The sequence below is a fragment of the Actinopolymorpha alba DSM 45243 genome (assembly GCF_000373925.1).
GTDB classification, from domain to species: Bacteria; Actinomycetota; Actinomycetes; order Propionibacteriales; family Actinopolymorphaceae; genus Actinopolymorpha; species Actinopolymorpha alba.
Genome location: NZ_KB892772.1, coordinates 38,706 through 63,096 on the forward strand (window position 1 = coordinate 38,706; position 24,391 = coordinate 63,096).

26 protein-coding genes are annotated in these 24,391 nt (G+C 67.5%); 11 read left to right on the forward strand and 15 right to left on the reverse strand.

Going from position 1 to position 24,391, the window contains the following annotated elements; translation table 11 throughout:
* Positions 1-98 precede the first annotated feature (98 nt).
* Together B141_RS0124870 and B141_RS0124875 are read right to left on the reverse strand one after the other, a co-directional pair.
* Entirely contained in the window at positions 99-425 is a 327-nt protein-coding gene (locus tag B141_RS0124870) for a winged helix-turn-helix domain-containing protein (protein WP_020577900.1), read from the reverse strand.
* A complete protein-coding gene (locus B141_RS0124875) occupies positions 422-850 on the reverse strand; it encodes a hypothetical protein (RefSeq protein ID WP_020577901.1) in 429 nt (142 codons plus the stop codon). The genes B141_RS0124870 and B141_RS0124875 overlap by 4 nt, the downstream gene beginning before the upstream one ends.
* Positions 851-1,436: 586 nt before the next feature.
* Between B141_RS0124875 and B141_RS0124880 the strand changes: the two genes are divergently transcribed.
* Positions 1,437-2,918: an MDR family MFS transporter gene (locus B141_RS0124880; RefSeq protein WP_157181256.1), complete on the forward strand. Its 1,482-nt coding sequence runs from the start codon at positions 1,437-1,439 to the stop codon at positions 2,916-2,918.
* Positions 2,919-3,297: 379 nt separating this feature from the next.
* Here B141_RS0124880 and B141_RS42555 read toward each other — a convergent pair whose 3' ends face one another.
* From B141_RS42555 to B141_RS42570, 6 genes are all read right to left on the reverse strand, one after another.
* Positions 3,298-3,507 (reverse strand): hypothetical protein, encoded by a 210-nt coding sequence (locus tag B141_RS42555; protein WP_020577903.1) that lies wholly within the window; start codon positions 3,505-3,507, stop codon positions 3,298-3,300.
* Between the two features lie 147 nt (positions 3,508-3,654).
* Positions 3,655-4,998, reverse strand: a complete 1,344-nt coding sequence (locus B141_RS0124890; RefSeq protein ID WP_020577904.1) for a glycoside hydrolase family 28 protein — start codon at positions 4,996-4,998, stop codon at positions 3,655-3,657.
* Between the two features lie 46 nt (positions 4,999-5,044).
* Positions 5,045-5,944, reverse strand: coding sequence for a dihydrodipicolinate synthase family protein (locus B141_RS42560; RefSeq protein ID WP_020577905.1), 900 nt, complete (start codon positions 5,942-5,944; stop codon positions 5,045-5,047).
* On the reverse strand, positions 5,941-6,738 hold the full coding sequence (locus tag B141_RS0124900; protein WP_237742797.1) for an SDR family NAD(P)-dependent oxidoreductase: 798 nt from the start codon (positions 6,736-6,738) through the stop codon (positions 5,941-5,943). Before B141_RS0124900 ends, B141_RS42560 begins: the two co-directional genes overlap by 4 nt.
* Positions 6,739-6,773: 35 nt before the next feature.
* Positions 6,774-7,967 (reverse strand): mandelate racemase/muconate lactonizing enzyme family protein, encoded by a 1,194-nt coding sequence (locus B141_RS42565; protein WP_020577907.1) that lies wholly within the window; start codon positions 7,965-7,967, stop codon positions 6,774-6,776.
* A complete protein-coding gene (locus tag B141_RS42570) occupies positions 7,960-8,655 on the reverse strand; it encodes a GntR family transcriptional regulator (RefSeq protein ID WP_063828661.1) in 696 nt (231 codons plus the stop codon). Before B141_RS42570 ends, B141_RS42565 begins: the two co-directional genes overlap by 8 nt.
* Before the next feature lie 232 nt (positions 8,656-8,887).
* Here B141_RS42570 and B141_RS0124915 point away from each other — a divergent pair, with 232 nt between their 5' ends.
* From B141_RS0124915 to B141_RS50380, 4 genes are all read left to right on the forward strand, one after another.
* Complete coding sequence (locus tag B141_RS0124915; RefSeq protein WP_020577909.1) at positions 8,888-9,823, forward strand: ABC transporter permease subunit; 936 nt, start codon at positions 8,888-8,890, stop codon at positions 9,821-9,823.
* The gene (locus B141_RS0124920; protein WP_020577910.1) at positions 9,813-10,724 is read left to right on the forward strand and encodes a carbohydrate ABC transporter permease; all 912 of its coding nucleotides are present in this window, start codon (positions 9,813-9,815) and stop codon (positions 10,722-10,724) included. Before B141_RS0124915 ends, B141_RS0124920 begins: the two co-directional genes overlap by 11 nt.
* 42 nt (positions 10,725-10,766) lie before the next feature.
* Positions 10,767-12,056, forward strand: coding sequence for an ABC transporter substrate-binding protein (locus tag B141_RS0124925; RefSeq protein WP_020577911.1), 1,290 nt, complete (start codon positions 10,767-10,769; stop codon positions 12,054-12,056).
* Between the two features lie 135 nt (positions 12,057-12,191).
* Entirely contained in the window at positions 12,192-12,533 is a 342-nt protein-coding gene (locus tag B141_RS50380; RefSeq protein WP_020577912.1) for a DnaB-like helicase N-terminal domain-containing protein, read from the forward strand.
* Here B141_RS50380 and B141_RS52930 read toward each other — a convergent pair.
* Positions 12,486-13,106: a zinc-ribbon domain-containing protein gene (locus tag B141_RS52930; RefSeq protein WP_084678500.1), complete on the reverse strand. Its 621-nt coding sequence runs from the start codon at positions 13,104-13,106 to the stop codon at positions 12,486-12,488. The two genes, B141_RS50380 and B141_RS52930, sit on opposite strands and share 48 nt — an antisense overlap.
* A gap of 954 nt (positions 13,107-14,060) precedes the next feature.
* On the opposite strand from B141_RS52930, the gene B141_RS0124940 reads away from it, so the two are divergent.
* Positions 14,061-14,657 (forward strand): hypothetical protein, encoded by a 597-nt coding sequence (locus tag B141_RS0124940; protein WP_020577914.1) that lies wholly within the window; start codon positions 14,061-14,063, stop codon positions 14,655-14,657.
* A gap of 134 nt (positions 14,658-14,791) precedes the next feature.
* On the forward strand, positions 14,792-15,235 hold the full coding sequence (locus B141_RS0124945; protein ID WP_020577915.1) for a hypothetical protein: 444 nt from the start codon (positions 14,792-14,794) through the stop codon (positions 15,233-15,235).
* 57 nt (positions 15,236-15,292) lie between these two features.
* Here B141_RS0124945 and B141_RS0124950 read toward each other — a convergent pair whose 3' ends face one another.
* Both B141_RS0124950 and B141_RS49610 read right to left on the reverse strand, forming a co-directional pair.
* A complete protein-coding gene (locus B141_RS0124950) occupies positions 15,293-15,676 on the reverse strand; it encodes an HK97 family phage prohead protease (RefSeq protein WP_157181258.1) in 384 nt (127 codons plus the stop codon).
* A 501-nt stretch (positions 15,677-16,177) separates the two neighbouring features.
* Positions 16,178-16,648, reverse strand: coding sequence for a peptidoglycan-binding domain-containing protein (locus B141_RS49610; RefSeq protein ID WP_157181259.1), 471 nt, complete (start codon positions 16,646-16,648; stop codon positions 16,178-16,180).
* Positions 16,649-16,944: 296 nt separating this feature from the next.
* Here B141_RS49610 and B141_RS0124960 point away from each other — a divergent pair, with 296 nt between their 5' ends.
* Positions 16,945-17,370, forward strand: a complete 426-nt coding sequence (locus B141_RS0124960; protein WP_020577919.1) for a hypothetical protein — start codon at positions 16,945-16,947, stop codon at positions 17,368-17,370.
* Positions 17,371-17,464: 94 nt separating this feature from the next.
* Here B141_RS0124960 and B141_RS0124965 read toward each other — a convergent pair whose 3' ends face one another.
* Positions 17,465-17,950 (reverse strand): carboxymuconolactone decarboxylase family protein, encoded by a 486-nt coding sequence (locus tag B141_RS0124965; RefSeq protein WP_020577920.1) that lies wholly within the window; start codon positions 17,948-17,950, stop codon positions 17,465-17,467.
* A 771-nt stretch (positions 17,951-18,721) separates the two neighbouring features.
* The gene (locus B141_RS0124975) at positions 18,722-20,332 is read right to left on the reverse strand and encodes an amidohydrolase family protein (protein ID WP_202805902.1); all 1,611 of its coding nucleotides are present in this window, start codon (positions 20,330-20,332) and stop codon (positions 18,722-18,724) included.
* 82 nt (positions 20,333-20,414) lie between these two features.
* On the opposite strand from B141_RS0124975, the gene B141_RS42575 reads away from it, so the two are divergent.
* On the forward strand, positions 20,415-21,197 hold the full coding sequence (locus B141_RS42575) for a MerR family transcriptional regulator (protein ID WP_020577923.1): 783 nt from the start codon (positions 20,415-20,417) through the stop codon (positions 21,195-21,197).
* A gap of 287 nt (positions 21,198-21,484) precedes the next feature.
* Complete coding sequence (locus B141_RS0124985; protein WP_202805903.1) at positions 21,485-22,198, forward strand: phosphotransferase; 714 nt, start codon at positions 21,485-21,487, stop codon at positions 22,196-22,198.
* 231 nt (positions 22,199-22,429) lie between these two features.
* On the opposite strand, the gene B141_RS50385 is transcribed toward B141_RS0124985, so the two are convergent.
* Positions 22,430-22,756: a hypothetical protein gene (locus tag B141_RS50385; protein ID WP_020577926.1), complete on the reverse strand. Its 327-nt coding sequence runs from the start codon at positions 22,754-22,756 to the stop codon at positions 22,430-22,432.
* A gap of 549 nt (positions 22,757-23,305) precedes the next feature.
* The gene (locus B141_RS52330) at positions 23,306-23,431 is read right to left on the reverse strand and encodes a hypothetical protein (protein WP_020577928.1); all 126 of its coding nucleotides are present in this window, start codon (positions 23,429-23,431) and stop codon (positions 23,306-23,308) included.
* A gap of 171 nt (positions 23,432-23,602) precedes the next feature.
* On the opposite strand from B141_RS52330, the gene B141_RS0125005 reads away from it, so the two are divergent.
* Positions 23,603-24,385, forward strand: coding sequence for a cyclase family protein (locus tag B141_RS0125005; protein ID WP_020577929.1), 783 nt, complete (start codon positions 23,603-23,605; stop codon positions 24,383-24,385).
* The last annotated feature ends 6 nt before the right edge of the window (positions 24,386-24,391 follow it).

Genomic DNA, 24,391 nt, shown 5'->3' on the forward strand with positions numbered 1-24,391 from the left:
CAGCGCGGCGCTCAGCGCGGCTGCCATCTGGGCGGGAGTGGGGGCATCGAACGTGCCATGGTCGGGTCGGGCCAACTGCTGCAACAGCGGTGGGCCCGTTAGGTCGATGCACGGTGTTCCTGCGCGGTCGGTGACCAGTTGGCGAGTTGGTTGAGTACGGCCAGGTGAGCATGGAACGCTGCCCTGCCGGCCCGGGTGGCCGACAGCCAGGTACGCGGCCGTCGCCCGACCTGCCCCTTGGTGACCTTCACGTACCCGGCCTGTTCCAGGGCGGTCACGTGCTGGGACAGCACGGAGTCGGTGATCTCGACGGTATCCCGGATGAACTTGAACTCAGCCTTGTCCGCCGGCAGGAGCGCCGCCATGATCGAGAACCGGGTGGCGTTGTGAATGATCGCGTCAAGCTGGTGGCGCGGATGGTTCACGTCCGTCTCCCCTCGCGCCAGGCGCCCACGAGGAACGGCAGGGCCATGACCCCTCCGGCTGCCGACCACCAGCCCAGCGACGTACCCGCCTGCCACCGGACGACCGGGCCGATCACGACCAGGTACGCCCCGAACCAGGCCGCCATGGCGATGAGAAGCCTTCGGAAACCACCCCTGGGCTGGACCTCGTGCGATCGCGCCCACGTCCCCAGTAGACCGATCGCCATGGCCCAGGCAACTGTCGCGGCGAGCCGGGCGGCGAACGACGGGAAGAACGCCTCGACAGCCACGATCAGCCCGAAGGCCAGCAGGCCCATCAAGACCATGTAACCCGACCACCACCGCCCCGCCGCCGTGGTACGGCCTCCTGCCCGCGCCGCTTCACCCAGTACCGTTCGGGCCCGCGCCGCATCCTGCTCCACCATTTTGCTCCCTAACTCGTGAAGTACTTTAGGTACGCTAAAGTACTTCAGGGCGAACCCGCAAGACCATAACCGCAAGTCACGTTCGGGGTCCGCGGACCGCATCTACCGACGCGCGGGTGGGGCGTCGCCGAGATGCTGCAGCAGCCCTGCTCGGCACCGAGGGCTCTCAGCTTTCCAACTGCTTCAGAGCCCATTTGGCCCGTGCTCGTCGTGGACGGCGCGCGGCTTGGGCGTCCCACTTCGACTCGAATACCAGCCCACCGGTACGCGGCGGCGGGAGCCTGGCGACACTCTTCGCCAGGATCGGCGCCCGTATCCGCACGTCGAGCAGATACCCACCGATGCTGAGGCAGGGTTTGATCGTCAGCCGATTCCTCTTCAGCGGTGATACTCGAAAGTTCTGATCAGCAGGGCTGTCTAAACTCCGGGCTCCCGACCTGCGAATTCATCAGCCGGTTGCGGGAATGCGTGTCGGCACCGATGAGTTGTGGGCAGGGTGCCGGTCTGATCCTGCATGGCCAGGACTTGTGAGGCCGTCAGCCGGATTGCCGGTTGTGACATCGACAACTACTACGAGCGAGGATTCATGTCTGCCGAGTTGCCTGATCGTTCTGTGACGGCCATCCCTGCCGCCCCGGGACGCACTCCTGCCGTGGTCCTCGTGTTGGTGCTGGCGAGTTTCGTGGTGATCCTTAACGAGACCATCATGCTCAACGCGATCCCGCGGCTGATGGCCGACCTGCAGATCACTGAGCAGGCTGCGCAGTGGGTCTCCACCGCGTTCATGCTGACCGTGGCCGCGGCTATTCCGGTCACGGGGTGGTTCCTGCAGCGGGTCTCTACTCGCCACGCCTACGCCACAGCGATGGGTGTCTTCCTCGCCGGGACCGCGCTGGCTGCGGCCGCGCCGGTCTTCGAGGTTCTCCTCCTCGGGCGGATCATCCAGGCCGTCGGCACGGCGGTGATGATGCCGCTGCTGATGACGACCCTGATGACCGTGGTGCCCGAGGGCGACCGGGGCCGGGTGATGGGCAATGTGACGATGGCGATCTCGGTGGCCCCGGCGCTGGGGCCGACGGTCTCGGGTGTGGTCCTGCAGCTCGGCTCCTGGCGCATGCTCTTCCTGTTGGTGTTGCCGATCGCGGGCACGGTCACCTGGTTCGGCCTGCGTCGCCTCGAGAATGTCGGCGATCCGCAGGACAGCACCATCGACTGGCTCAGTGTGATGATGGCCACTGTCGGCTTTGGTGGGCTGGTCTACGGACTCACGCAGTTCGCCGAGGGCGGGGTCGGACGGTCGGCTGTGTTCGTTGTGGTCGGGCTGGCGGCGATCGTGGGCTTCGTGACGCGCCAGTTGCATCTGCAGCGCAATGGCTCGCCTCTGATGGACCTGCGCACGCTGCGGCACTCGACGTACGCCAGGGCCTTGATCCTGATGTCGGTGGCGTTCATGACGATGCTGGGCTCGATGATCCTGCTGCCGCTCTTTTTGCAGAACCTGCGCGGCATGAGCCCGCTGCAGACCGGGCTGCTGGTGATGCCCGGCGGGCTGGCCATGGGTCTGCTGGGCCCGACCGTCGGACGGCTGTTCGACCGGTTCGGTGGGCGGGTGTTGGTGATCCCCGGCTCCGTCGGGATCGTGACTGCGGTCGCCGGTTTCGCTCAGGTGTCCATGACGATGCCGTACTGGCAGGTGCTTGGACTGCACATGCTCCTGATGTTGTCACTGGCCGCGGTCTTCACCCCAGTCTTCACGCTCGGGTTGGGCGCGCTGCCGCCGCACCTTTACTCCCACGGCAGCTCGATGCTGGGCACCCTGCAGCAGGTTGCCGCGGCGTTCGGCACCGCACTGGCGATGACCGTGATGTCCGCACGTGCCGACCAACTGATGACCGGTGGAGTGGCCGCGGGTGATGCCGAGCTCGGCGGGATGCGGCTGGCTTTCCTGGTCGCGGCGGCGGCGTCGCTTGTCGTGGTCGCGATCGCGCTGCGGATGCCGCGACGCCAGAGCCACGACTCGCAGGACGTGCAGGACGACGAGTTGGACGAGCTCCAGCCCGCCTGCTGAACAGACGACCATCGGTCGTTGGTATCGAGAGCCCGCCTGCGGTGGGTGGTTGCGGACCGGGGCCCCAGCCGCCTCCGTGCACCAGGCCACGCTCGCCGGCCGGCGAGGATGGCGTGCCAGTCCGCGACCGGCTTCAGCCAGCAAGCGAGCACCCCGCCGAGCACTCTGTCGGATGCTCGGCGCAGCGGCGCTTCTCATCGGTGTATTCACCGCCAGTTCCAGCAGGCGCTGCCGTGCGGAGGTCTTGCCACCCGTTGTGGTCAGCTGTACGGACGGTCATTCGTAGCCGGGGCGAGGCTTCCTTCGGACGAACCGGCGCCGTTGATCGCGTCGATAGTGCTGCGGCTCGCTGACCGCGGCCAATGAAAGCGTCGAGCCGCTAGCCGGTCTCCCTGCCTGGTAGGGGCGCGCAAGCCAGAAAGCTCTCGTACGCCGCGCGCGCGTCGTCGTCGACGAGTGGTTGTTGATTGGAATAGCGGCCATCGGTACGGTCGCGCTTCGGGCCTGACATCCAGAACTCTTCTCCGGTGTCGACGTCGTAGAAGTTCGAATCGAAGTTGGCCCTTGGCGTCATGATCCGCTCGGGCATTCCCGAAGGGTAGGTCCGTAGGCCGGTAGCCACTGGTTTGTCGATTGGCTGCAGAAGCGGACGCACGTCAGGCGCCGGTGATGCCGAACTTCTCCAAGACAAAGCGCCAGAACAGTCCGGCGACCCACAAGGTCGGAGGTCGGCGGGCTAACAAGCTCGGGGCCGCCACTGGTGGTGGATGCGGTGGTCGTCGAGGTTGTTGCTTGGGTCGACGCCGTGGTCAGTGGAGATCGAGACGTCGTCGAGCCCGAGCCCGGTCACGCCGACGATCCTGCCCAGCTCACGAGCGACGACGGAAACTCGCTCGAAACGGACGTCGCGCATCGGGCTCTCGGGGTATCCGTCGAGGTCGAACGCTTGGGACGGGCCGTCGTAGCTGGGGTCGAGCTCGGCCCGGATGTTGGCGACGGTGAGCCCGTTGACGTCGGTGAGAGGCGCCTCGGCCGGTGTCGGGGTCGCGAGCACGTGCCACCACGGCGGGATCGCACCCTCGACATCCGCGGGGATCTCGACGGCGTTGAACCACGGGTACCAGTTGAGCGCCACGCTGAACGGGAACGCGACGTTGCGCATGGTCGAGTCGCGGAACTCGACGCCGCGGACGAAGCCGCTGCGGGACCGAGACGACTTGATGCGGAACCCGTAGTCGGTGCCGGTGAACTCCAGGTCGTGGAACCGGACGTCCTGGATACCGCCGGATAGGTCGCTGCCGAGGGCGACGCCGAGCCCTTCGCCGATCCGGCAGTTGCGGACCTCGATGTCGCGGCATACCCGGCCGACCCGCAGCCCGTCGGCGTCCCGCCCGGACTTGAGCACGATGTTGTCGTCGCCGCAGGCGATCGTGCAGTTCTCGACCAGCACCTCAGTGCAGGAGTCGATGTCGATGCCGTCGGTCGACGGGCCGAAGCTGTCCTCAATGGTGATCCCGTTGACGTATATGGCATTCGAGTAGCACAGGTGGACGGTCCAGAAAGGGGAGCGGCGGATGGTGATCCCCTCGATGGAGACGTCGCGGCACTCGTGCACGAGCAGCACCCGCGGTCGCCGCACGTCGTAGTCGGCGGCCCAGCGCAGCCCGCGGCCGTCGTACTCGGAGCGCAGGCCGCCGGTGCCGTCAGGCCCCCAGTAGCGGTCCCACCAGAACTGGCCGCGCCCGTCGATGCCGCCGGACCCGGTGATGCGAAGGTCGTGCAGGCCGAAGGCGTTGAGGATGGCCGCAGGTCCGTCCATCTCGATGCCCGCCACTCGGGAGAACACCGTCGGGTAGTTCTCGTCGTCGGTCGCGGCCACCAGCACTGCTCCGTCGCCGAGGTGGAACTCGATGCCGGAGGCGAGGAACAGCGCGCCGACCAGGTAGCGGCCCGCGGTGACGGTGACTCGTCCGCCGACTTTCGCCGCGGCGTCGATGGCCGACTGCATGGCCGCGGTGTCGAGCGTGGCGCCGTCGCCGGCCGCGCCGTGATTCCGCGGGTCGAAGTCGATGCGTTGCACGATGCTCCTCGGGGTCGGTGGGAACCTCGGATCAGCTGGGTCGCCGTCAGGCCGATGCCGCCTCGGCCCAGGACGCGGCGGCTTTGCGCAGCCGCGCTCGCGCCGAATCGGTCAGGGGCGAGTGCGGGGCGCGAACGTCGCCGGCCTCCACGCCGTGCCAGCGCAGCAACTCCTTCAGCACGGCCACGTTGAAGCGCCCGTTGTCTTCGGCCCTGATCGCCTCGATCGGGCCGATGGCGTCGCGCAGCAGCTCGCCCAGCCCGTTGAGGTCGCCCCGGCGGGCGGCGGCATGTACGGCGAGCGCCGCCTCCGGGCGCACATTGGCGATGCCCGAGGTGAAGCCCCGGACACCCAAGCTGGCGAACGCAGGCACCCGGGACTCGGCGAGCCCGTTGATCCACACGCAGTGCGCGGCCGATGCGTCGTTCAGGAGCGTGGCCAGGGTGAAGAGGTCCTCGCGGGCGTACTTCACCGCCACGATGTTCGGGTGTGCCACGAGCCTGGCGAGGTCGTGGCCCTTCACCCGGGTCGAGCGCAGGTAGAGGACGACGGGGAGCGGGGCGCGGTCGGCGACCTGTTCGTAGTACGCAACGAGGCCCGACCCATCGCCGAACGGGTCGGCCGGCTCGTGCACCATGACGGAGTCGTAGCCGAGGTCGCGGGCGAACTCCGCGTCGGCGAGCAACGTTCCGAGGCTCCCCGCCACGCCGGCCACAAGCAGGGCGTCCGTCCGGCCCAACGCGACCGCGCGCAGTGTGCTCCGCCGCTCGTCGATGTCCAGCTGCTGCACCTCCGCGGTGTTGCCCAAGGCCGTGAGGGCATGGATACCGGCGCGGTCGGCGCGGGCGGCGATCTCGGTAGCGACGTCCTCGTTCACGCTGGTCGTGTGGTTGCGGTACGGAGTGACCAGGACGATGGTGACGCCGTCGAACGCTGCGTGGTTCATGCGACCGGGCCCGAAGCCGGAAGTTCGATCTCCGCCGACATCTGCCGGGCCTGGGCGGTGAGACCACCGTCGATCGTCAGTACCTGCCCTGTCACGTAGGCCGCCTCGTCCGAGGCGAGGAAGGCGACGGCAGCGGCGACCTCGGCGCCGGTCCCCGCCCGCCCGAGCGGGATCGGTGACGCCTCGCGCCGTCGCACCTCGTCGGAGAGCGTGTCGTAGCGGTCGTTGACGATGGCGCCAGGCGCCACCGCGTTCACCCGGATACCCGAGAGCGCGAGCTCGAGGGCGGCAGCCCGGGTGAACGCCTCGACCGCGCCTTTGGTGGCGTCGTAGGCAACGGCGCTGCGGTGTGCCCTGGTCGCGCCGATCGAGGAGATGTTCACGACCGACGACCCTGGTGGCATCACACGGGCGGCCGCCGCCGTGCACAGGTAGACGCCGCGGGCGTTGACGGCGAAGCTCCGGTCCCACTCGTCGAGGCCCAGATCGGCGAACGGCACCCGGCCGAGCATGGGCACGGCCGCGTTGTTGACCAGGACGTCGACCCCGCCGAGCTCGGCGACGACCGCGTCGGTCATCGCGGCCACTGCGCCGGGATCGGAGACGTCGGCCTCGACGCCGAGCGCCGTGTGCCCGTCGGCCTCGACGCCGAGCGCCGTGTGCCCGTCGGCTCGGAGCCGCTGCGCTACGAACCGCGCCTCCTCGGCGGATATCCCGTTGACGGCGACGTTCGCGCCCTCCGCCGCGAACCGTGTGGCGATCGCCAGCCCGATGTTGCGTGTGGCGCCGGTCACGATGACGCGCTTCCCGGCGAAGCGTAACGGCCAGATCACGAGGTCCTTCCCCCCACTCGGTCGATGACGGCCTCCACCGTGGCCGTGTCCGCGCCGGCCGTGTCCCAGCGCAGCGGCCCGGCCGCCGCGGCCAGCCGCTCCGGGTCGAGCGCCACCCCCAGCCCCGGCCCCTGCGGCACGACGAGCCTGCCGTCGCGATACTCGACGGGCCGCTCGACCACGTCGCCGGTGTACAGGAGCGGGCCGACGGGGTCGCACGCCACGGACGCGGACTCCGTCGCGGCGCCGAAGTGCGCCGCCGCGGCAGTGCCGATGGACAGCTCCTGGGTGGTTCCGATCAGGCAGCGCAGCCCGGCGGCCTCCGCGATGGCCGCCACCCGTCGCGCTGGCGTGATGCCGCCGAGCGCGAACAGCCCGACGTTGAGCACGTCGACTGCCCGGGCCGCCACCAGCTCCAGCGCCCATGCGCCGTCGTAGACGTGCTCGCTCACAGCCATGAGGGTGCGCCGGCGGACGAAGGCCAGGCCAGCGGCGTCACGCTCGCGGGCGGGCGCCTCGACTAGCTCGTAGTCCAGCTCGCGGGTCCGCTCGACGAAGCGGGCGGCGTCGACGGCGTCGAGCAGGTTGGAGAAGTCCAGGGACTTGATGCGCAGCCGGTCGCCGAACCGCGCCCGGGCCGAGCGCAGGAACGTCTCGTCGAGCTCCAGGTGGCGCCCGACGTAGACCCGGAACAGCGAGAAGCCCTGGTCCAGTCGTGCCGCCAACAGTTCCAGGTTGGCCTCGACGTCGGCGGCACGCTGCTGACGGAAGATCGGATAGGCAACGGCGAGCGAGGACCGCACCGGGCCGCCGAGGAGGTCGCTGACGCTGCGGCCCTGCCGCTTCCCGCGCAGGTCCCACAGCGCGATGTCGACACCGCACTTGATAACTGCGGCCTTGTCGTAGAGATGACCGGCGGACGGGAAAGCGGCCTCCAGCCGCCGCGCCGCCTCGTTCGCGGCCTCCACGTCGAGGCCGCGGAGCAGTGCGTCGAGGGTGCGTTCGAGCTCGGCGACGTCGACGTGGAACCGCGGCAGGTGCTGGAAATCGGACATCTCGCCGATGCCTGACAGGCCGTCGTCGGTGCGCAGTTCGACGATGACGTGCCCGCAGACCAACCCGGTCGCGCGTGCGACGTTGACCGGGCTGAGCCGGACGGCGCTGACGCGGCTCAGGGCTGCCTCACTCACCGGAGTCGAGGTTGCGCAGGAGCGCGGACGAGGAGCGGGTGATGTGCTCGCGCATCAACTGCTCCGCGCGACCCGCGTCGCCCCGCTCGAAGGCGTCGAGGATGGCGGCGTGCTCCAGGCCCTCGGTGTCGTAGGTCGCCTGGGCGCGCCAGCCGGCGGTGGCGATGAACGTGTTCAGTACCTGGATCTTGTCCAGGAAGTCGACGAGCAGGGGGTTGTCGCAGGCCACGTAGAGCTCACGGTGGAACTGCCGGTTCTTCAGCCCGAGCTGGGCCGGCTGGTCGGCGCGGAGTAGCGCCTGTGCCTCGCTCAGTGCCTGCCGCGCGGCCGGGTGCGGACCTGGCGGCCGCTGCTCGACGGCCAGCCGGATCGCCGTCGGCTCGACGGCGGCACGCGCGACCGTCACGTCGCGGACGGTCGCCGCGTCGAGCGTGCGGACGCTCATCCCCTGGTAGGCGTTGAGGACGACCAGGCCGCTGGACTGCAGCTGCTTCAGCGCCTCCCGGATCGGCGTCTTGGATACGCCCAGCATGGTCGAGAGCTCCCGCTCCACGAGCGCAGTGCCCTGCTGCAGCGTGCCGTTCAAGATCGCCTCTAGCAGGGCGTCGCGAACCCGGTCGCCACGGGAGATCGGCCGCTCGAGCGGCAGTGACGGGGCCTGGCCCTCCGGGACAACGAGGAACGTCATGGCGAGATCGTACTGTCCTGCGATACCAGCATGCAACTCATCCATGATTTGCCTTCGTACGTCTAACGATGCTTTGACCAGTGGATTTGTGACGCTGGTCGAGCTGCCGCCGTCACCAAATTTGCCTGAATTGACCACGTGGTATCGCACGATCCTGAATTGGTGCCATACTGCCGGCTACCTGATGACCGCTGGCTCAAGGAGGAAGCGTGCGCGATCGGGAGACACTGCGGTGAGCGCGATCGGCGAGTTGAGGGCGCTGAGCAGACGTTCCGGCAGGGACGGGCCAAGAGTCAGGCATCGCGACAACCGCGCGGCGTACCTCTTCCTGCTGCCCTGGTTCGCCGGCCTGCTGTTCGTCACCGCGGTGCCGATGCTGGCCTCGCTCTACTTCTCCTTCACGAAGTTCAACCTGCTGCAGCCGCCCCGGTTCATCGGGCTGGACAACTTCACGCGGATGTTCCATGACGAGCGGTTGTGGGCGGCGCTGCGGGTGACGTTCACCTACGTCCTGGTCTCCGTGCCGCTCCAGCTGATACTCGCGCTGCTGCTCGCCGTCGTGCTCAACGAGGGCGTGCGTGGGCTGGCGATCTACAGGTCGGTGTTCTACCTGCCGTCGCTGATCGGCGGCAGCGCTGCGATCGCCATCCTGTGGAAGCAGATCTTCGGAGCCGAAGGGCTCGTCAACCACGTGCTCGCGTTCTTCGGTGTGCCGGGCGAGAGCTGGGTCGCGAACCCCAGCACAGCACTCTCCACGCTCATCACCCTCGGGGTCTGGACGTTCGGCGCGCCCATGGTGATCTTCCTGGCGGCGCTGCGGCAGATCCCGGCCGAGTACCTCGAGGCGGCCGAGATGGACGGGGCTGGTCGGGTGCGGCGGTTCTGGAGCATCGTGGTCCCGCTGCTCACGCCGATCATCTTCTTCAATCTTGTGCTGCAGATCATCGGGGCGTTCCAGTCGTTCACCCAGGCCTACATCGTGTCTGGCGGCACCGGCGGACCGGCCGACTCGACGCTGTTCTACACGCTGTACCTCTACACGAGCGGCTTCGCGAACCTCGACATGGGCTACGCCTCGGCGCTCGCCTGGCTGCTGGTGGTCATCATCGGCGCCTTCACCGCCGTCAACTTCTGGGCCTCGAAGTCCTGGGTGTTCTATGACGACTGAGCTGCGGACGCCGCCGAGGGTGAGCGGAGGCCTATCCCGCCGTGCGGACCGGGCGCTGCGCCGAGCGTCCGGCGCAGCGCGCGGCCGCCGGCTGCTGCGTCACGTCCTGCTGATCCTCGCGGCGGTGGTCATGTTGTACCCCGTCCTCTGGATGGTCGCGGCCTCGCTGCGGCCTACCGACGAGATCTTCCGCGATCCCAGCCTGATGCTCGACGACGTCGATCTGTCGAACTACTCCGATGGCTGGTCGGCGCTTTCGCACCCGTTCGGCGTCTACTTGCTGAACTCGATGATCGTCGTCATCGGAAGCATCCTGGGCAACCTGGTCTCCTGCTCGCTTGCCGCCTACGCGTTCGCGCGGCTGGACTTCCGCGGCAAGCGGGTGTGGTTCGCCATCATGCTCGTCTCGATCATGCTGCCGGTCCACGTGGTGATCGTGCCGCAGTACTTCATCTACTCCGAGCTGCACTGGGTCAACACGTTCATTCCGCTGATCCTGCCCAAGCTGCTGGCCACGGATGCGTTCTTCATCTTCCTCATGGTGCAGTTCATCCGCGGCATCCCGCGCCAGCTCGACGAGGCTGCGCGCATCGACGGCTGCGGCCACCTGCGAATCTTCGCGCAGGTGCTGCTACCGCTCATGGTTCCCGCGCTGGCCACCACCGCAATCTTCACATTCATCTGGGTCTGGAGCGACTTCTTCACCCAGCTGATCTTCCTGACGAAGCCGGAGAAGTACACAGTGCCGCTGGCGATCCGCGCCTTCATGGACGTCTCGTCCGGCACCAACTGGGGTCCGATGTTCGCGATGAGCGTCGTGTCGCTGGTCCCGGTCTTCCTCGTGTTCCTCATCGGACAGCGCTTCCTGGTCCGGGGCATCGCCACTACCGGCGGCAAGTAGCCGCGCCTCCGCCCCACGGGCTCGATGAAAGGACGTGACACCATGACCGCAAGGTTCCGCCGCACCGTCGCGGCGAGCGCGCTCGCCGCGATCGCGGTATTGCTCACCGCCTGTGCCGACACGACCGGCAGCACGTCCGGCGAGGACGGCACGATCACGCTGACGATGACGTGGTGGGGCAACGACACCCGGCTTAAGAACACGCGCGCGATCATCGACGCGTTCGAGCAGGCGCACCCGGACATCACCATCGAACCGACCTACTCCGACTACTCCGGGTACTGGGACAAGCTCGCGACGCAGACCGCGGCCGACGACACGCCGGACATCATGCAGATGGACGAAATCTACCTGAGCACGTACGCGCAGCAGGGCGTGCTCCTGGACCTGTCCGCCCTGAAGGACCAGTTCGACCTGTCCGGCTACCCGCAGTCGGCGATCGACTCCGGCTCCGTCGACGGGACGCTCTACGCGCTGGCCTCGGGTGCGGCCTCCTACGCGTTCGTCGCAAACCCCGGCCTCTTCCAGAAGGCCGGGGTCGAGGTCCCAGACGACACCACCTGGACCTGGGACGACTTCCTTGCACTGACCAAGCAGCTTAGCGAGAAGGGCGGCGGCGACTACTACGGTTTCGCCAGCTCCTTCGGGTACGACGAGGGCTCGCTCCGGCTGTGGCTGCGGGAGCAGGGCGAGACCCTATTCGACGCCGATGGAAAGGTCGCGGCGTCCGAGGACGCCGTCGCCAGCTTCTTCGACTACCTGACGCAGCTCGTCAAGAACGGGTCCACACCGCCGGCATCGACGCTGCAGGAGGGTCAGGGCGTGGGGCTCTCGGAGACCTTCCTCGCCACGAACCGGGTGGCCGTCGGCTCCTTCTGGAACAGCCAGCTCAGTGCGCTCAGCGACGCCAGCGGCTCGCCGCTTCAGTTGCTGATGCTCCCGGAGTCGCGGGGCAGCGACTATCTGAAGCCGTCGTCGTTCTGGGTGGGATCGGGACGCACCGACCACCCGGAGGCCGTCGCGCAGTTCATCGACTTCATGGTGAACAGCGACGAGGCCGCCGACATCCAGCTCACCGAGCGCGGCATCCCGCTCAACGAGGACGTGCGCGCGCACATCGCCCCGAAGCTGTCCGAGGTCGACCGGGCCGCGGTGGAGTACATGGACGGGCTCGAACTCGGCGACGCCGAGCCGGTCACGCCGCCGAACGGAAGCCAGCTGGTCCCCATCCTCAGCCGGTACGCCGAACAAGTCGTCTTCGGTAAGCTGTCTCCGGACGAGGCAGCCGCGGGCTTCCTCCGCGAGCTGAAGGACGCCGTGGCGAACGGCTGATCCGAGGCCGGGACCGACCCGGCACCTGTCCGGCGTACGGTCCGCGCCGCCCTCTCAAGGTAGTAGCGCGGGTTCGACGTTCGAGTCTTGTCGGCTGCTGCGGCTGTCCGAGCTGAACAACCCGCTGTTCCTCGAATGTATTCGGCTGTCATCGGCTCGAATCTCCTTTTCAGCGGGTCCGAGGAGAGGGGCGTCCTGCTGGGGCTGGTCGACCCTGACGACTTCCACAACCGCCGAAACGGCGCGGTCTGGCGTGCCATCCGGTATCTCGCCACCCGCGAGGGCGGTACTCCGACGACCAGGATCCGCGATGTGGTCGACGAGATGGGGTGGACGCCGGGCGTCGAAGACGCCTATCTGAGCCGTTTGGTCGACCACGCGGGGAAGCAGTGTGTCCCCTCCAGGGCCAGCGCGCGCGGGCGGCGGCCCTCATCGTGTCGATGGGCGCCGCTGCTCGTTGCGGATGTCCTTCAGTAGGGCCAGGCCGATGCTGGAAGCCCCGCAGAATCGCGCACCCCGCCACTCCCTCCTGGTCGCCCAGAGATCATCTCGCATCGGCCTACGCTTCACAGACGAATCTGGTCCCTGCAGTAGCCGCAAAGCAGATGCCCACGCGCCATTGAACTCATCCTCGACCTGGTTCGAGCCGGAGACACCGCGCGAAGGCGCGGAGGCATCTGCGTCATGTAGCTGCGCAGCGGCTAGGAAGGCCCTTTCAATCTTCGAGGTACCAGCGGTGGAGCAGAGTGGACACAGGCGCCCCGCCGAGCGATCGATCACGGCAGCGTCCCACTCGTGCTCGGGGTTGGCCGAGCATCGCCACTTGACCACAACACCAGCGGAGAACGGCTTCACGTGCCACGCGGAGAGGTCATTCTCCTCGTGCCACTCGGCTGCAACCTCGGGGTCCAGCCACGCCGGACTCCCCCACACGGACTCACACACGGGGCAGTAGAAGTGACCCCGACCGGCCTGCGGACGCCGACCCAAGATGCGCTCGATGATCGTCTCCTGCCACTCATGCCCACAGCACTGGACGGACTCCACCACAACGGTTTCCGGTAATTCTCGGGTGTGTTATCCGGGGTCAAATCACCGTTACGCGTGGGGTGGAAGATCGCCGCAAGCTCGGGGTCCGCTTCACGGATTGCCTTGCGCGGCACAGCGCGCGTCTCGTTTCCTCGACACCACGGACAACCAATAGTGACGAAACTCCGTACGACCGTGTCGATCTTGTGCCCCTCCAGGCACCGCAGGCTGTACGACAGCCTGAGGTTCTTGCCGGCAACGCCCGTACACAGATCCTTCACCCGCAGCCCGCCGTAGGGCCGCGGGTCACGCCACGCGGCCACCAGCTCTAGCACCCCCGCGACGGGCTGCTCCACGATGCGGTCGTACTCCGCGCTCCACTCGTCGGCACAGTCGGGGCAACGAAACGAGTACAGGTGCTCGCCAGGGGGCGCGGCAAATCATGCGTGACCGTTCTTCCCGCACCACCACCAGCACTTCAGCCGCGCCTTGACACTGAACTGATCCGGACTCCGGCTGTCCGCGTCCTCAACGTTTCCCATCCATCGGGCGACGAGGTCAGGATGCGACTCGCTCAACGGGGCCGCCTTGGTTGCCACCGCTCAATGATCTCAAGCGCTCCGTCGAGTCGTCGAACTGCGCTATCCGATGCCGGTATGAGGGTGTACCCGTCGATGACCCTGACCGACAAGAGCGGCCAGCTGCTCGCGCTCAACGCCATGACGTGCGCGTTCGAGGGGACTTGCCCGCTGGCGCGGCCGAGCGCACCGAGGCTCGCCACCGGCCGCTCGTCTCGGTCGCGGTGGAGCGTGGCGGAACCTGCCGGCTCACGTCGCGGCTTACGCTGACCAGCACCCCCGGATCCAGGGCCACCCCTGACCCGGGGGTGCTGTGTTTTCGAGAGGAACTAGCGAATGACTGAGCGGAGCGCACTGGCACGCCGCCAGAAACAAGAGGCTCGGCACACCGAGGGCGATGCGGGAACACCCGGAGGCTTTGGGGTTCCGGCCGGACTACATGATGCAGGGCTTCCAGCCCACTCCCGTTCCAGAACCCAGCACCGGATGGCTCGTGATCTCGTCGCGGGAGCCTGACTGGCTGCAAGGCCTCGGCCCGGTCAACAGGCTGGAGCTGCCATCGTTCATGCTGGCCCGCTCCTGGTGGGCGGCCTGGTACGCCGACGAGGGTCCTGGGGTCCTCAACTCCCCGCACCCACTCATGCACCGCCTGGGAGTGCTGGAGTGGGCGGCCCGCCAGCCCGCCGCCCGCGCCGTCATCATGATCGGAAACAGCGAGGTGCCGGTCGAGCTGACGGCGGTCAACCGGCCGCCCGACCCCGGGACTGGCTATCTGCGGATCGCGCTGGATTCCAGCCGACCAATCTGGTACGCGGTCTGGTTCGACATCTACACCGGGCTCGTCGAGTTCACCGACGACGACCTACGTCAGGTCATCGAATGGGCGCAGGCGCAGGCAGCCGAAGACAAACTGATCAGGGGCGACGCGCTCCCCGAACAAGTGGACCTCGCCGAGTTCCTTGAGCACCCCGACTGGTATTTGCAAGCTCTGTGAATTTCGCTGTGGTGTCCCTTCACGGGTGAGGGGTGTTTCGCACCGGAACCCGTGTGGGGACAGGGCTTTGGCGCCCCCTCACAGGTGCGTGTCGCACGCTATCAGCGTTGCGAAACCGGGCTTAACCTGCCGCTATGAACCCCACACCGCTTCAGCGAGACATAGCCCAACTCGCCAAACGGCAAGACCAGCTCGCAGCAGAACTCCGACGCCTGAACAGCATCCTCCAGTCCCTCACTGCACTACTGCCTGCAAAGCAGCCACCGACCGAACCCGAGCCCATCGGACGCTACTGCGACACGATCGACCCCGACCTCGGGGTGGCGCTGACACCCGAGGAGATCGCAAAACGCGCGGAACTCGAAGCAGAGAAGGTGCGCTTCAAGGAGTCACGCGACGAGGCATGGTGGGAGCGGGCATACGAGGAAGGCCGCGCCATCCGCTTTCGTACGCGGTGCAACTGCGGCCCGGCGGACCCTCGCGGCCACAAGTCGTGGTGCGTCTCCCACGAGGGGCCGGAGTATCTGCAGGGAGACCCTGACAAGTGGCGCTGTGGCGCTGGCCTGTGGCAGCCATGACAAGCGGTGAGCGACAGGAGACGGGACGGTAACTCTGCCCTGCCGTAGCGTGCGCCGCTACGCGGCCGGATCCTCAACCTCGTCCCACGCGACGTCACCGTCAGGGTGGGGTTCGTCCTCGTCGTCTTCCGGGGCCGGCTGGACAGCGGACTTCACATCCAGCGCCATCGACAGCGGCGCGGCACCGAACAGCACAGAGGAGAGCTCGTACAGGTCGATCACCAAGATGACGCGGACGCCGTCACGGCGGCGGGCGCCCTTGCCGGGCGGAACCTTGTGGCCGATCGAGAACTCGGCCTCATTGGACTCCCAGTAGAACCGGACGTGCTCGAACGCCTCGGAGCCGCGCTGTGTCGCCAGGTTGAATTGCATCGTCGCGACGAGGGCGCCGGCGTCGCCGAGCAGCCCGCGAAGGCCCGCGCACGAAACCGTCGCCAGCACGACAACGTGACCGGATTCGGGGACGCCATCGCCGATCCGGACCCAGGGTCCATCGTGAGGCTGCGCAAGAATGCAGGACACAGGCGACGAGGACCCGCCCAAGCGCTGACGACGCGACGTTAGGCCATGGTCGCGCCTACACACGGAGCCATGCCGAACACCCCCACCATCCCCGACCTGATCCGGCTTGAACGGGACCCAGACGGCGGCGTACGGCTGTTCCTTGACGGCGTACCTCTCCCCTGGGCGATCAGCGCCGACGACCCGGTAGACGTCTCCATCGTCGAGGGGGCAGCGCCGCAGGTGCGGCTGACCCTCGACGCGTGCCAGGTGGAGGTCAGTGAGCCATATCAGGACTTGAATGCGACCCACCCGAGAATTTGCGCTGGTGACCGTCGACGGGCACCAACGCAATCCGACTTCTGGCATGGGCACGGTGACCTTCCCCGGTGCTTCCCCCCATTTTGGGGTACATGACGGGCGCGTGCCACTACCGTGCGATCACGCGAGGTCGTTGTCAATGCAGTGGTGATGCCACCCGTCACGCACAGTCTCGTGCCAGTTGGGCCAATGCATCATTCCGCGGGTTCCATTGCTGTATCCGTTCCAGGTACCGCCTGCGATGCCTTCGGCCTGACGCATCCGGTAGAAAGCAGCGTCGGTCGCTGAGCCCCAAGCTCCATCGACGGTCAGGTTTTCTCCGTAGCAGATATTGAGTACCTGCTGAAGCACCTTGACACCTTCGCCAACGTCGCCCCGTTGCAGCGTGCAGTCAAGGTTGTATGTGCCCATCCCTTTGGTCGGGTACCAAGCGGTGTACTGGCCGCCCCATGTCCCCGTCCACTTCGAGGAGCCTGTGCACTCATGGGCGCGACCATCAGCCAGCGCCGGCGACGCACTTGCTCCAATCGACACCATTGACAACATTGCAAGAATGCTGACGATCAACGCCTTGACGCGCTTTTGACCCATTGAGACCCCTACTTGTGTTGTTGGTCATCGACTGATCGCGACTTCGAAAGGTTCCGCTGGGCATTTATAGATGCCGCCAGCTAACAAACCGCTAACACGACGCGCAGGCCTGCCCAGGCGGCGCTGACCTGTCGACACAGTGACGCTGTTTGGACCATCCAGTGCAATGAGTGGGTCCCGGTAGTTAAGGCGCTGGTCGTGGAGGTGGAACGCCGGTACAACCTCGACAAGGCCTCGCCACGCTGCTTCCGGGCCCCGACGATGGCCAGGGCATCGCCGTCACCCCTGGCGGCAGGGTGTACCTGAACTTCGAGTCCGGGTCGTACGAGTTCGACGGCAGCCGCGGGGGCAGGGCCAAGAACGTCATCCCGGGTACGCACACGGCACGGCTCAGCACGCTGACCGGAATTCCCGGTGGCACGCTGCGGCTGGGCAAGCTGCACTCCGAGAAGCAGCAGGACACCTTCGGCGACGACGAGATCGCCATCGTCGTCGAGGGGCAGAAGCTCGGCAAGACGATCAACATCGAACAGGGCCAGCGCAAGCCGATCAGGAAAACCATTCAGTTCACCGGCAACGCCCGAATCCGGCTGTACGAGGAGGACTTCCCCGACAGTGACGACTACCTCGGCCAGCACAAGCTGAAGCCACGTGCCGACAAGGACGTCCTCTCCTTCAAGGGCCATGGCGCCCACTACCGGCTCAGCTACTCGGTGCGCTGACGTCCCAGCACGAAGAGCCAGCGCTCCCCCGTGTCGGCCCGGATCGGATCGGGTGACCCCAGGCCGGGCCGACACTGGCCGACTCCCCCGCCGATCAGCTCGTCGCGGCGGCGAACATGCCGGGTTCGTACGAGCCGCCCTGCTGGTGCACGATCACCGCGAGCCGGTTGGCGGCGTTGATGAGGGCGACCAGGCAAACCAGCGCGGCGATCTGGTCGTCGTCGTAGTGCTTGCGCACCTGGGCCCAGGTCTCGTCCGACACGCCCTGGTAGGCGTCGGCGAGCCGGGTGCCCTCCTCGGCGAACGCCAGCGCGGCCCGCTCGGCCTCGCTGAACACCGTGGACTCCCGCCACGCCGCCACCAGGTGGAGCCGGACCGCGGTCTCCCCGGCGGCCGCCGCTTCCTTGGTGTGCATGTCGATGCACCAGCCGCAGCCGTTGATCTGGCTGGCACGCAGTGACACGAGTTCCTGGGTGGCCTTCGGCAGCGACGACTGCGCGACCACCATGCCGGTGTTCGCGAACCGCTTGGCGAACCTGGCGCCGATCTCGTTCTCGAACAGGTTGAGCCGGGGCTCCATCACGTCGTTCTCCCTCGCGGTAACGGGTCATGCGTACTGGACGACCACAAGACACCGGCGGACCGAGACGTGTGACGGCACGGCCCCGTGACGTACGCCACCAGATCGCGACCGTCACCAACCGGCCTGCCTGCGCTGGCTTGCCCACGATCCCAACGCAGCGTTGGACACCCTCGCCCCTCACTGGCCTGGGTCGCCTGCGACCGGACGACCCCGAAGCACCTCCGGCACGTCCTAACACCACCTGTGGCCGATTTTGTCAATCTGCGTTGACGGACATTCTCCTGCTGCGCCCTACCTACGGAGGTTCGACGAGACCCTCCAAAGGGCGCGGGACCGACCACACGTCGTCCGGGCCGCTTCGCATGTAGCAACGTGTCAGGTGCCGCACGCACACCTGGCTGCTCGACGCCTTGGACCGCTCGGTCAGCTGAGGCTCACCGCCTGCCACAGCCACGCCAACGCTCTGACCGACACAAGCTGGAAGAGGGTCTTCAGCGCGTACGAGCATTGCTCGGCGCCAGCAGCCGACGCTGGCGTTCCACCCCGGTGCCGGTCACCCGTCAGGCCCTCAACCATCTTGGTGGGCTTTGATCTTACATATGCGGTTTTCCGCGTTTGCAGGGTCATGCCTTTGACGCGTATATGACGCAGGTCCCATGCCAAGTCCTTCCTCAGCGAAACCTCAACACCCGCGCGGGACCCGTTCGCGCGCCCCCGATCGAACCGCCACATCTTCCACGGCGCTCTCGCCTTGTCCAGTTCAGGTGTTCACCGCGGTGGTCTGTCGTGGGACAGGTCGAGGTCATCGATGTCGAACCACTGGCCGGAGGCGGGTTGCTCGGCCATCGGGTCGTCCCAGCGCAGGCGGACACGGTCGGGGCGCACCTCCGTCAGGTGGGCACGGCTCCATTGCGGCTGTCCTACCGGTCGCGCCCACCACGGCTCGGCCAGGCGGGCCAGGCCCGTCGCGTGCAGGGTTTCGACGGCCTCCTCGCGGCTGGTGACCTCGCCGAGCGGGGCGCCGAAGACGGTGGCGGCCTGCCAGCCGCCCGCGGTGGGCACTACCTGGCCCAAGGGCTCGCCGTCCTCCCGTACCACCTGTTCGGGGGCGGGCAGGCCGGGCCAGCGCTGGCGCATCGCCGTCATGATCTTCTCGTTGGTCGCACGGAGCCACGCGATGCCCTCCCGCTCGGTCTGGCTGCCGGGGTAGGCGTCTGGGTCGACGCGGCGCCCGGCGACCCAGACTCTCCGCAGATCCTGGGTGTCCTCGATGCGCGTGGTTGGGTCGCCGTCCACCAGGATCAGGTCGGCGCGGAGGCCGGCCGCCACCCGGCCTCGGTCGGTCAGTCCGAAGACTTCGGCGGGGACGGCGGTGGCGGCGGCCAGTGCCTCGGCCGGTCCCAGTCCAGCGGCGACCAGGTGCCGTAGCTCGCGGTGCAGGCTCGCCCCGAACACGAGGCCTGGGTTGGGCGTGTCGGTACCGGCCAGCACCGGCGTGCCCGCCCGGAGCAGGGCGAAAGTGTTGCGCCGTGCCGCGGCGCCGTTGGGCGGTTGAGGCGGCATCCACCGGCGGGACTGGGCGCGCAGGACCTTGTGCCAGCGCGCGGGCAGACGTTCGACCAGGCCCGGTTCGGCCAGCAGCGGCAGGACGCCGTCGGGACCGAGGAAGCCGTCGACCACGCTCAACGTGGCGATCAGCGTGCAGCCCGCGCGGGCCACTGCGGCGACCTGGTCGTTGCTCATGGGGTCGAACGGCGCGTGCGCCAGTACGTCCACACCGCACCGGGCCACCGTGACCGCGCCGGCGGCCGTCGAGGCGTGGGCGACCACGGGCAACCCGTGCTCATGCGCCTGGCGGACCAGCGCCTCGATCGTCGCGGCGTCCAGCGTCGGGATGTCCAGCAGGGCACCGGACCCGTCGTCGAGGATGACCTTGAGGTGTGTGGCGCCCTCGTCCAGGCGCGCCTTGACGAACGAAGCCGCGTCCGCCGGTCCGGTGACGTACGGCAGGGGCGCGTACGCCATCGTGGGATGGCCTCCGGGTGCGGTCGCCCCGACGCTGGAAGTGCGCAGGTCTGCTCGGACGGGACCCGAGCCCCGTGTGGATGCGCCGACGGCCGCCGTTTCAGGCTCAATGACCTCCGGCTTGCTGAACTGGTCGATCAGGGTGGTGACACCGAACACCGCGGCCAGCTGCGTGCATCCCGGCAGCAGATGGACGTGCGCGTCGATGAGCCCTGGCAGCAGCGTTCCGCCGCGGCCGTTGACCAGCGCGTCGTCCTCGCCCTGGATCGAGGCGTCGCCGACGGCGTCGATACGCCCGTCGACGACGCGCACGTGTGTGGCGTCGAGGACACCGCGGCCGTCGTAGATTTGCACGTCTGTGATGGTGAAGGGGTGATGTGTGCTCACCCCGGCGACCCTAGAAGTTGACGTAACGAGAAGGTCTAGCCTGCCATTCATGGAGTACCCCATCAGCCGGGTCGCCCGGATGGCCGGGGTCTCGTCCCGGACCCTGCGCCACTACCACGACATTGGCCTCCTGGTGCCTTCGCGCGTGTCGGCCAACGGCTACCGATGGTACGAGCGCCGGGAGTTGTTGCGCCTGCAGCGCATCATGCTGCTGCGCGAACTGGGCATGGCGCTGAGCGACATCGCTGCGGCTCTGGACGGCGACGCCAGCGAGCTCACCGCGCTACGGGAACACCGCGAGCAACTGGCCACCGAGCATGACCGCCTCAGTCGTGTGCTGGACACCGTCGACCGCACCATCGCCAGCCTGTCCGGTGAGCGCGCCCTACGCGACGAGGACTTCTTCACCGGGTTGGCCGAGGCCAAGGACCGCCTGGGCCAGGACCTGCGCGTCCGGTACGGCCAAGCCGCCGAAAGCCACATGGCCGCCGCCAAGCAGGTCACCCGCCACTGGACCCGCGCCGACTACGAGGACGCCGCCGAGCAAGGTGACCGCCTGTACACCTGCATGTCCAAGGCCCGACGCCGAGGAGTGGCCCCCGATTCGCCCGAGGCGCTCGAACTGACCGCCGAGCACTACCAGGGGGTGCGCGCCCTGTGGCCCGCCGACGCCACCGCCTACTACGCCCTGGCGGACCTGATCATCGACAACCCCGAGCAGCGCGCCATCGTCGCCACCGTCGACCCCGACCTGCCGCCGTGGCTGGCCGAGGCCGTGCGCGCCTACGCCATCCAGTGCCTCGGGCTCGAGCGGGCCGGCCCGGCGGGGTAACTCCGTAGCGGCCCGGCGCGAGGTAGTCCTGGTCGCATCGAGCTACGGACGCGGCCCAGTAGCGAGCCGAGCGGCTACCGTCTTGACGTCAAGAGCGCCCGAGGCGTCCCTACGGGATCGGCGAGCCGACTCTCGACACGCGCCGCGCTGACCTGGGTTGGCAGCTATCAGGGGGACGGCGCAGGTGTGGCACACGGGGCGAGACAAGGCATGCTCTCGACGTGGAATCTGAAGAGGTTTTGACTGGAGGCAACGTAGCCGCGCAGGTAGTCCGGGTTGGCTCAACCGTGCGAAAACCCTCCCTGCCCCAAACGGCCGGAGTCGAGGCCGTACTCACTCATCTGGCCGAAAGACAGTTCGACGGTGCCCCACGCACGTTGGGGCGGGACGACCAGGATCGGCATGTCCTTGAGTACATTCCGGGTGCTCTGGCCCACGCACTGCCCCCTTTCTCACCGGAGGAGTTGCGCCGGGTCGGGCGGCTGATTCGCGAGCTCCACGACGCGATGGACACCTTTCAGCCACCGTCAGATGCTACTTGGCACGTGTTGGTCCCCCACCCCGCCGGCGGCGACCTGATCTGCCACAACGACCTCGCCCCATGGAACCTGGTCTGCAACGACCAACGCTGGGTGTTCATCGACTGGGACAATGCGGCGCCCTCGTCACGATTGTGGGATCTCGGCTACGCCGCAACCGCGTTCCTGCCATTTGTGCCGAGAGGCGACGTAGAGGCGGACAGCCCGCGGTTGCGTGCCCTGGTCGAGGGCTACGGACTCAATCTGGAGCAGCGCCGAGCCCTTCCCGCACAGATAGCAGCCCGCACACGGGGACAGTACGAATTGTTGGTTCGCGGCCACCGGACGGGTGAGCAACCCTGGGCGCGGATGTACGCAGAGGGCCATGCCGACTACTGGGGACCGACCGCCGCGTATATCGAAGAACACCACGACGATTGGGTCACAGCGCTGGTTTCGGAACGACCCAGCTCCAAAGGATAGGCGGGCAGAGGCGTCCCTACGGGATCGGCAAGCCGACTCTTGACATGCGCCGCCCTGGCCTGGTTTGGCAGCTATCAGCGGGAGGGGGCAGGTGCGGTGGGAGCGTCCGAGGATCCGGCGTGGGGTAGTAAGCCGGTGGAATTGGCACGAGCGGTGGCGGCGATTCGAGGGTTGCAGGACGAGGCGAGGCCGGTGCTGGTCGGGGTGGAGGGGTACGGCGGATCGGGCAAGTCAACCTTCGCGGATCAGTTGTGCGATGCGCTGGGCGACGCCGATGTGGTCAGGGTCGACGACTTCATCGTTAAGGACCGTTTGGCCGATACCCCCTGGGACGAAGGTGCCTTCGATCACGTGCGTTTGGAACGCCAGGTTCTCTCGCCTGCAGGAGCGGGGAAGGGCATCGCCTACCAAAAGCTCATCTGGGAAACAGGCGGTCTTGGCGAGATGATCACCGTGCCACGGGTCGGATTCGTGATCGTCGAGGGGTTCGGCGAGCAGGCTGGCGGCTTTCTCTGGTGTCACGTCGTCGGCGGTCCCAGTACTGCCAGGTGTGGGCATCAACGCTGTACCAACGCAGGCCGTGCCGCCTCGCCAGTAGGCGACTCACTGTCGTCTTGCCAGCAGCAGCCGGGCCACCGATCCAAAGAGCATGCGTCAGATCCCCCACTGGCCCTCCAAATGGCGCAGTCGACCCGAGCGGCCCGAATTCAGTCGCTGGTCCACACCGGCAAGCTCTATCTCCCGCGACCACGACCCGGCGGCCGCCGCGAACGGCCAACAACGTTACCTGGATTACATGTCGCTCATCAGTCGACGGAGCACACACGGCCGGAACGGCCAGAACTCTGCTTTGCTGTATTGAGCTTTCGTAAGTTGAGAAGTCGACCCGGGACAACCAGGTGCAGCTGGTCGACCGGGACACCAAGCTTCCGGTGTGGACCTACGACGTCCTCGACGCGGACCCGAACGCGGCGATCACAGTGCGGCGCCCCCCCGGTTTCAGCGCATCTTCCGCGTACAGATCCGCGCGGCACGATCCACCCCGACAAGGTGATTAGGAGTGGAGATGCGCAGCGAAGTACAGGCGCGCCGGGCGTCCGGACAGTCTCAGGTGTGCAGCCGATCCGCGTCGCGCATGACCGTCGAGTCCTGGTCGAACTCCATCGCCAGCTGCCACTCTTCCGGCTCGACACCCCGTAGCCGCACCCGCTCGCCAAACCAGATCGAGGTCATGCGGCCGGACCCTAACAGAGCAGCTGCCCTGAAACGCCCACAATTCGCGTGGCTACAGGTAGCACCGGGGAGTGGTAGAGGTAGTAGGTCGAGAACGTGCGTAATGTCAACCGCCGCCGGCGACGAATGGCACGATGCCAAAGCCAGCGAAGCTCGGCACAGGAGGAACTCATGACACCCCTTGCCGCCCTCACCGCCGCCATGGCGTCCGGGTCCGTCAAGGTCATTGACCTAACCGCGCCGCTCTCCTCGGACACGCCTATTCTCCGGCTGCCGGAGCAGTTCGGGCAGACCGCGACCTTCGAGTTGGAGGAGATCAGCGCGTACGACGATCGTGGGCCGGCGTGGTACTGGAACAACTTCCGCACCGGAGAGCACACCGGCACACACTTCGACGCGCCCAACCACTGGGTGACCGGCCGGGATTCAGATGATGTGGCCTCGGTGCCTGCCTCCCGGCTGGTCGCGCCCGCGGCAGTCCTCGACTTCTCGACCGAGGCCGCCGAGGATCCCGACTTCCTCCTGAAAGTCGACCAGATCAAGGCATGGGAGGGCGAGCACGGCCCACTGCCCGAGGGCGGTTGGCTCCTGCTGCGGACCGGCTGGGACGCCCGCTCGGCTTCGCAGGAGGCATTCCTGAACGCCGACGGGACGGGCCCGCACACTCCCGGTCCGTCCGTGGAGTGCGCCCGGTGGCTCGCCGAGGAGTCGCCGGTGATCGGGTTCGGGGTCGAGACGGTGGGCACCGACGCCGGAGCAGCCGCCGGTTTCGAGCCGATGTTTCCGTGCCACACGTTCATGCATGGGGCGGGCAAGTACGGGCTGACCCAGCTGCGGAACCTCGCTCTGTTGCCGCCGCAGGGCGCCGTGCTGGTCGCCGCGCCGTTACGAATCGTACGGGGCTCCGGCAGCCCGGCCCGAGTGCTCGCACTGGTCGAAGGCGACGAGGTGTGAACGTCG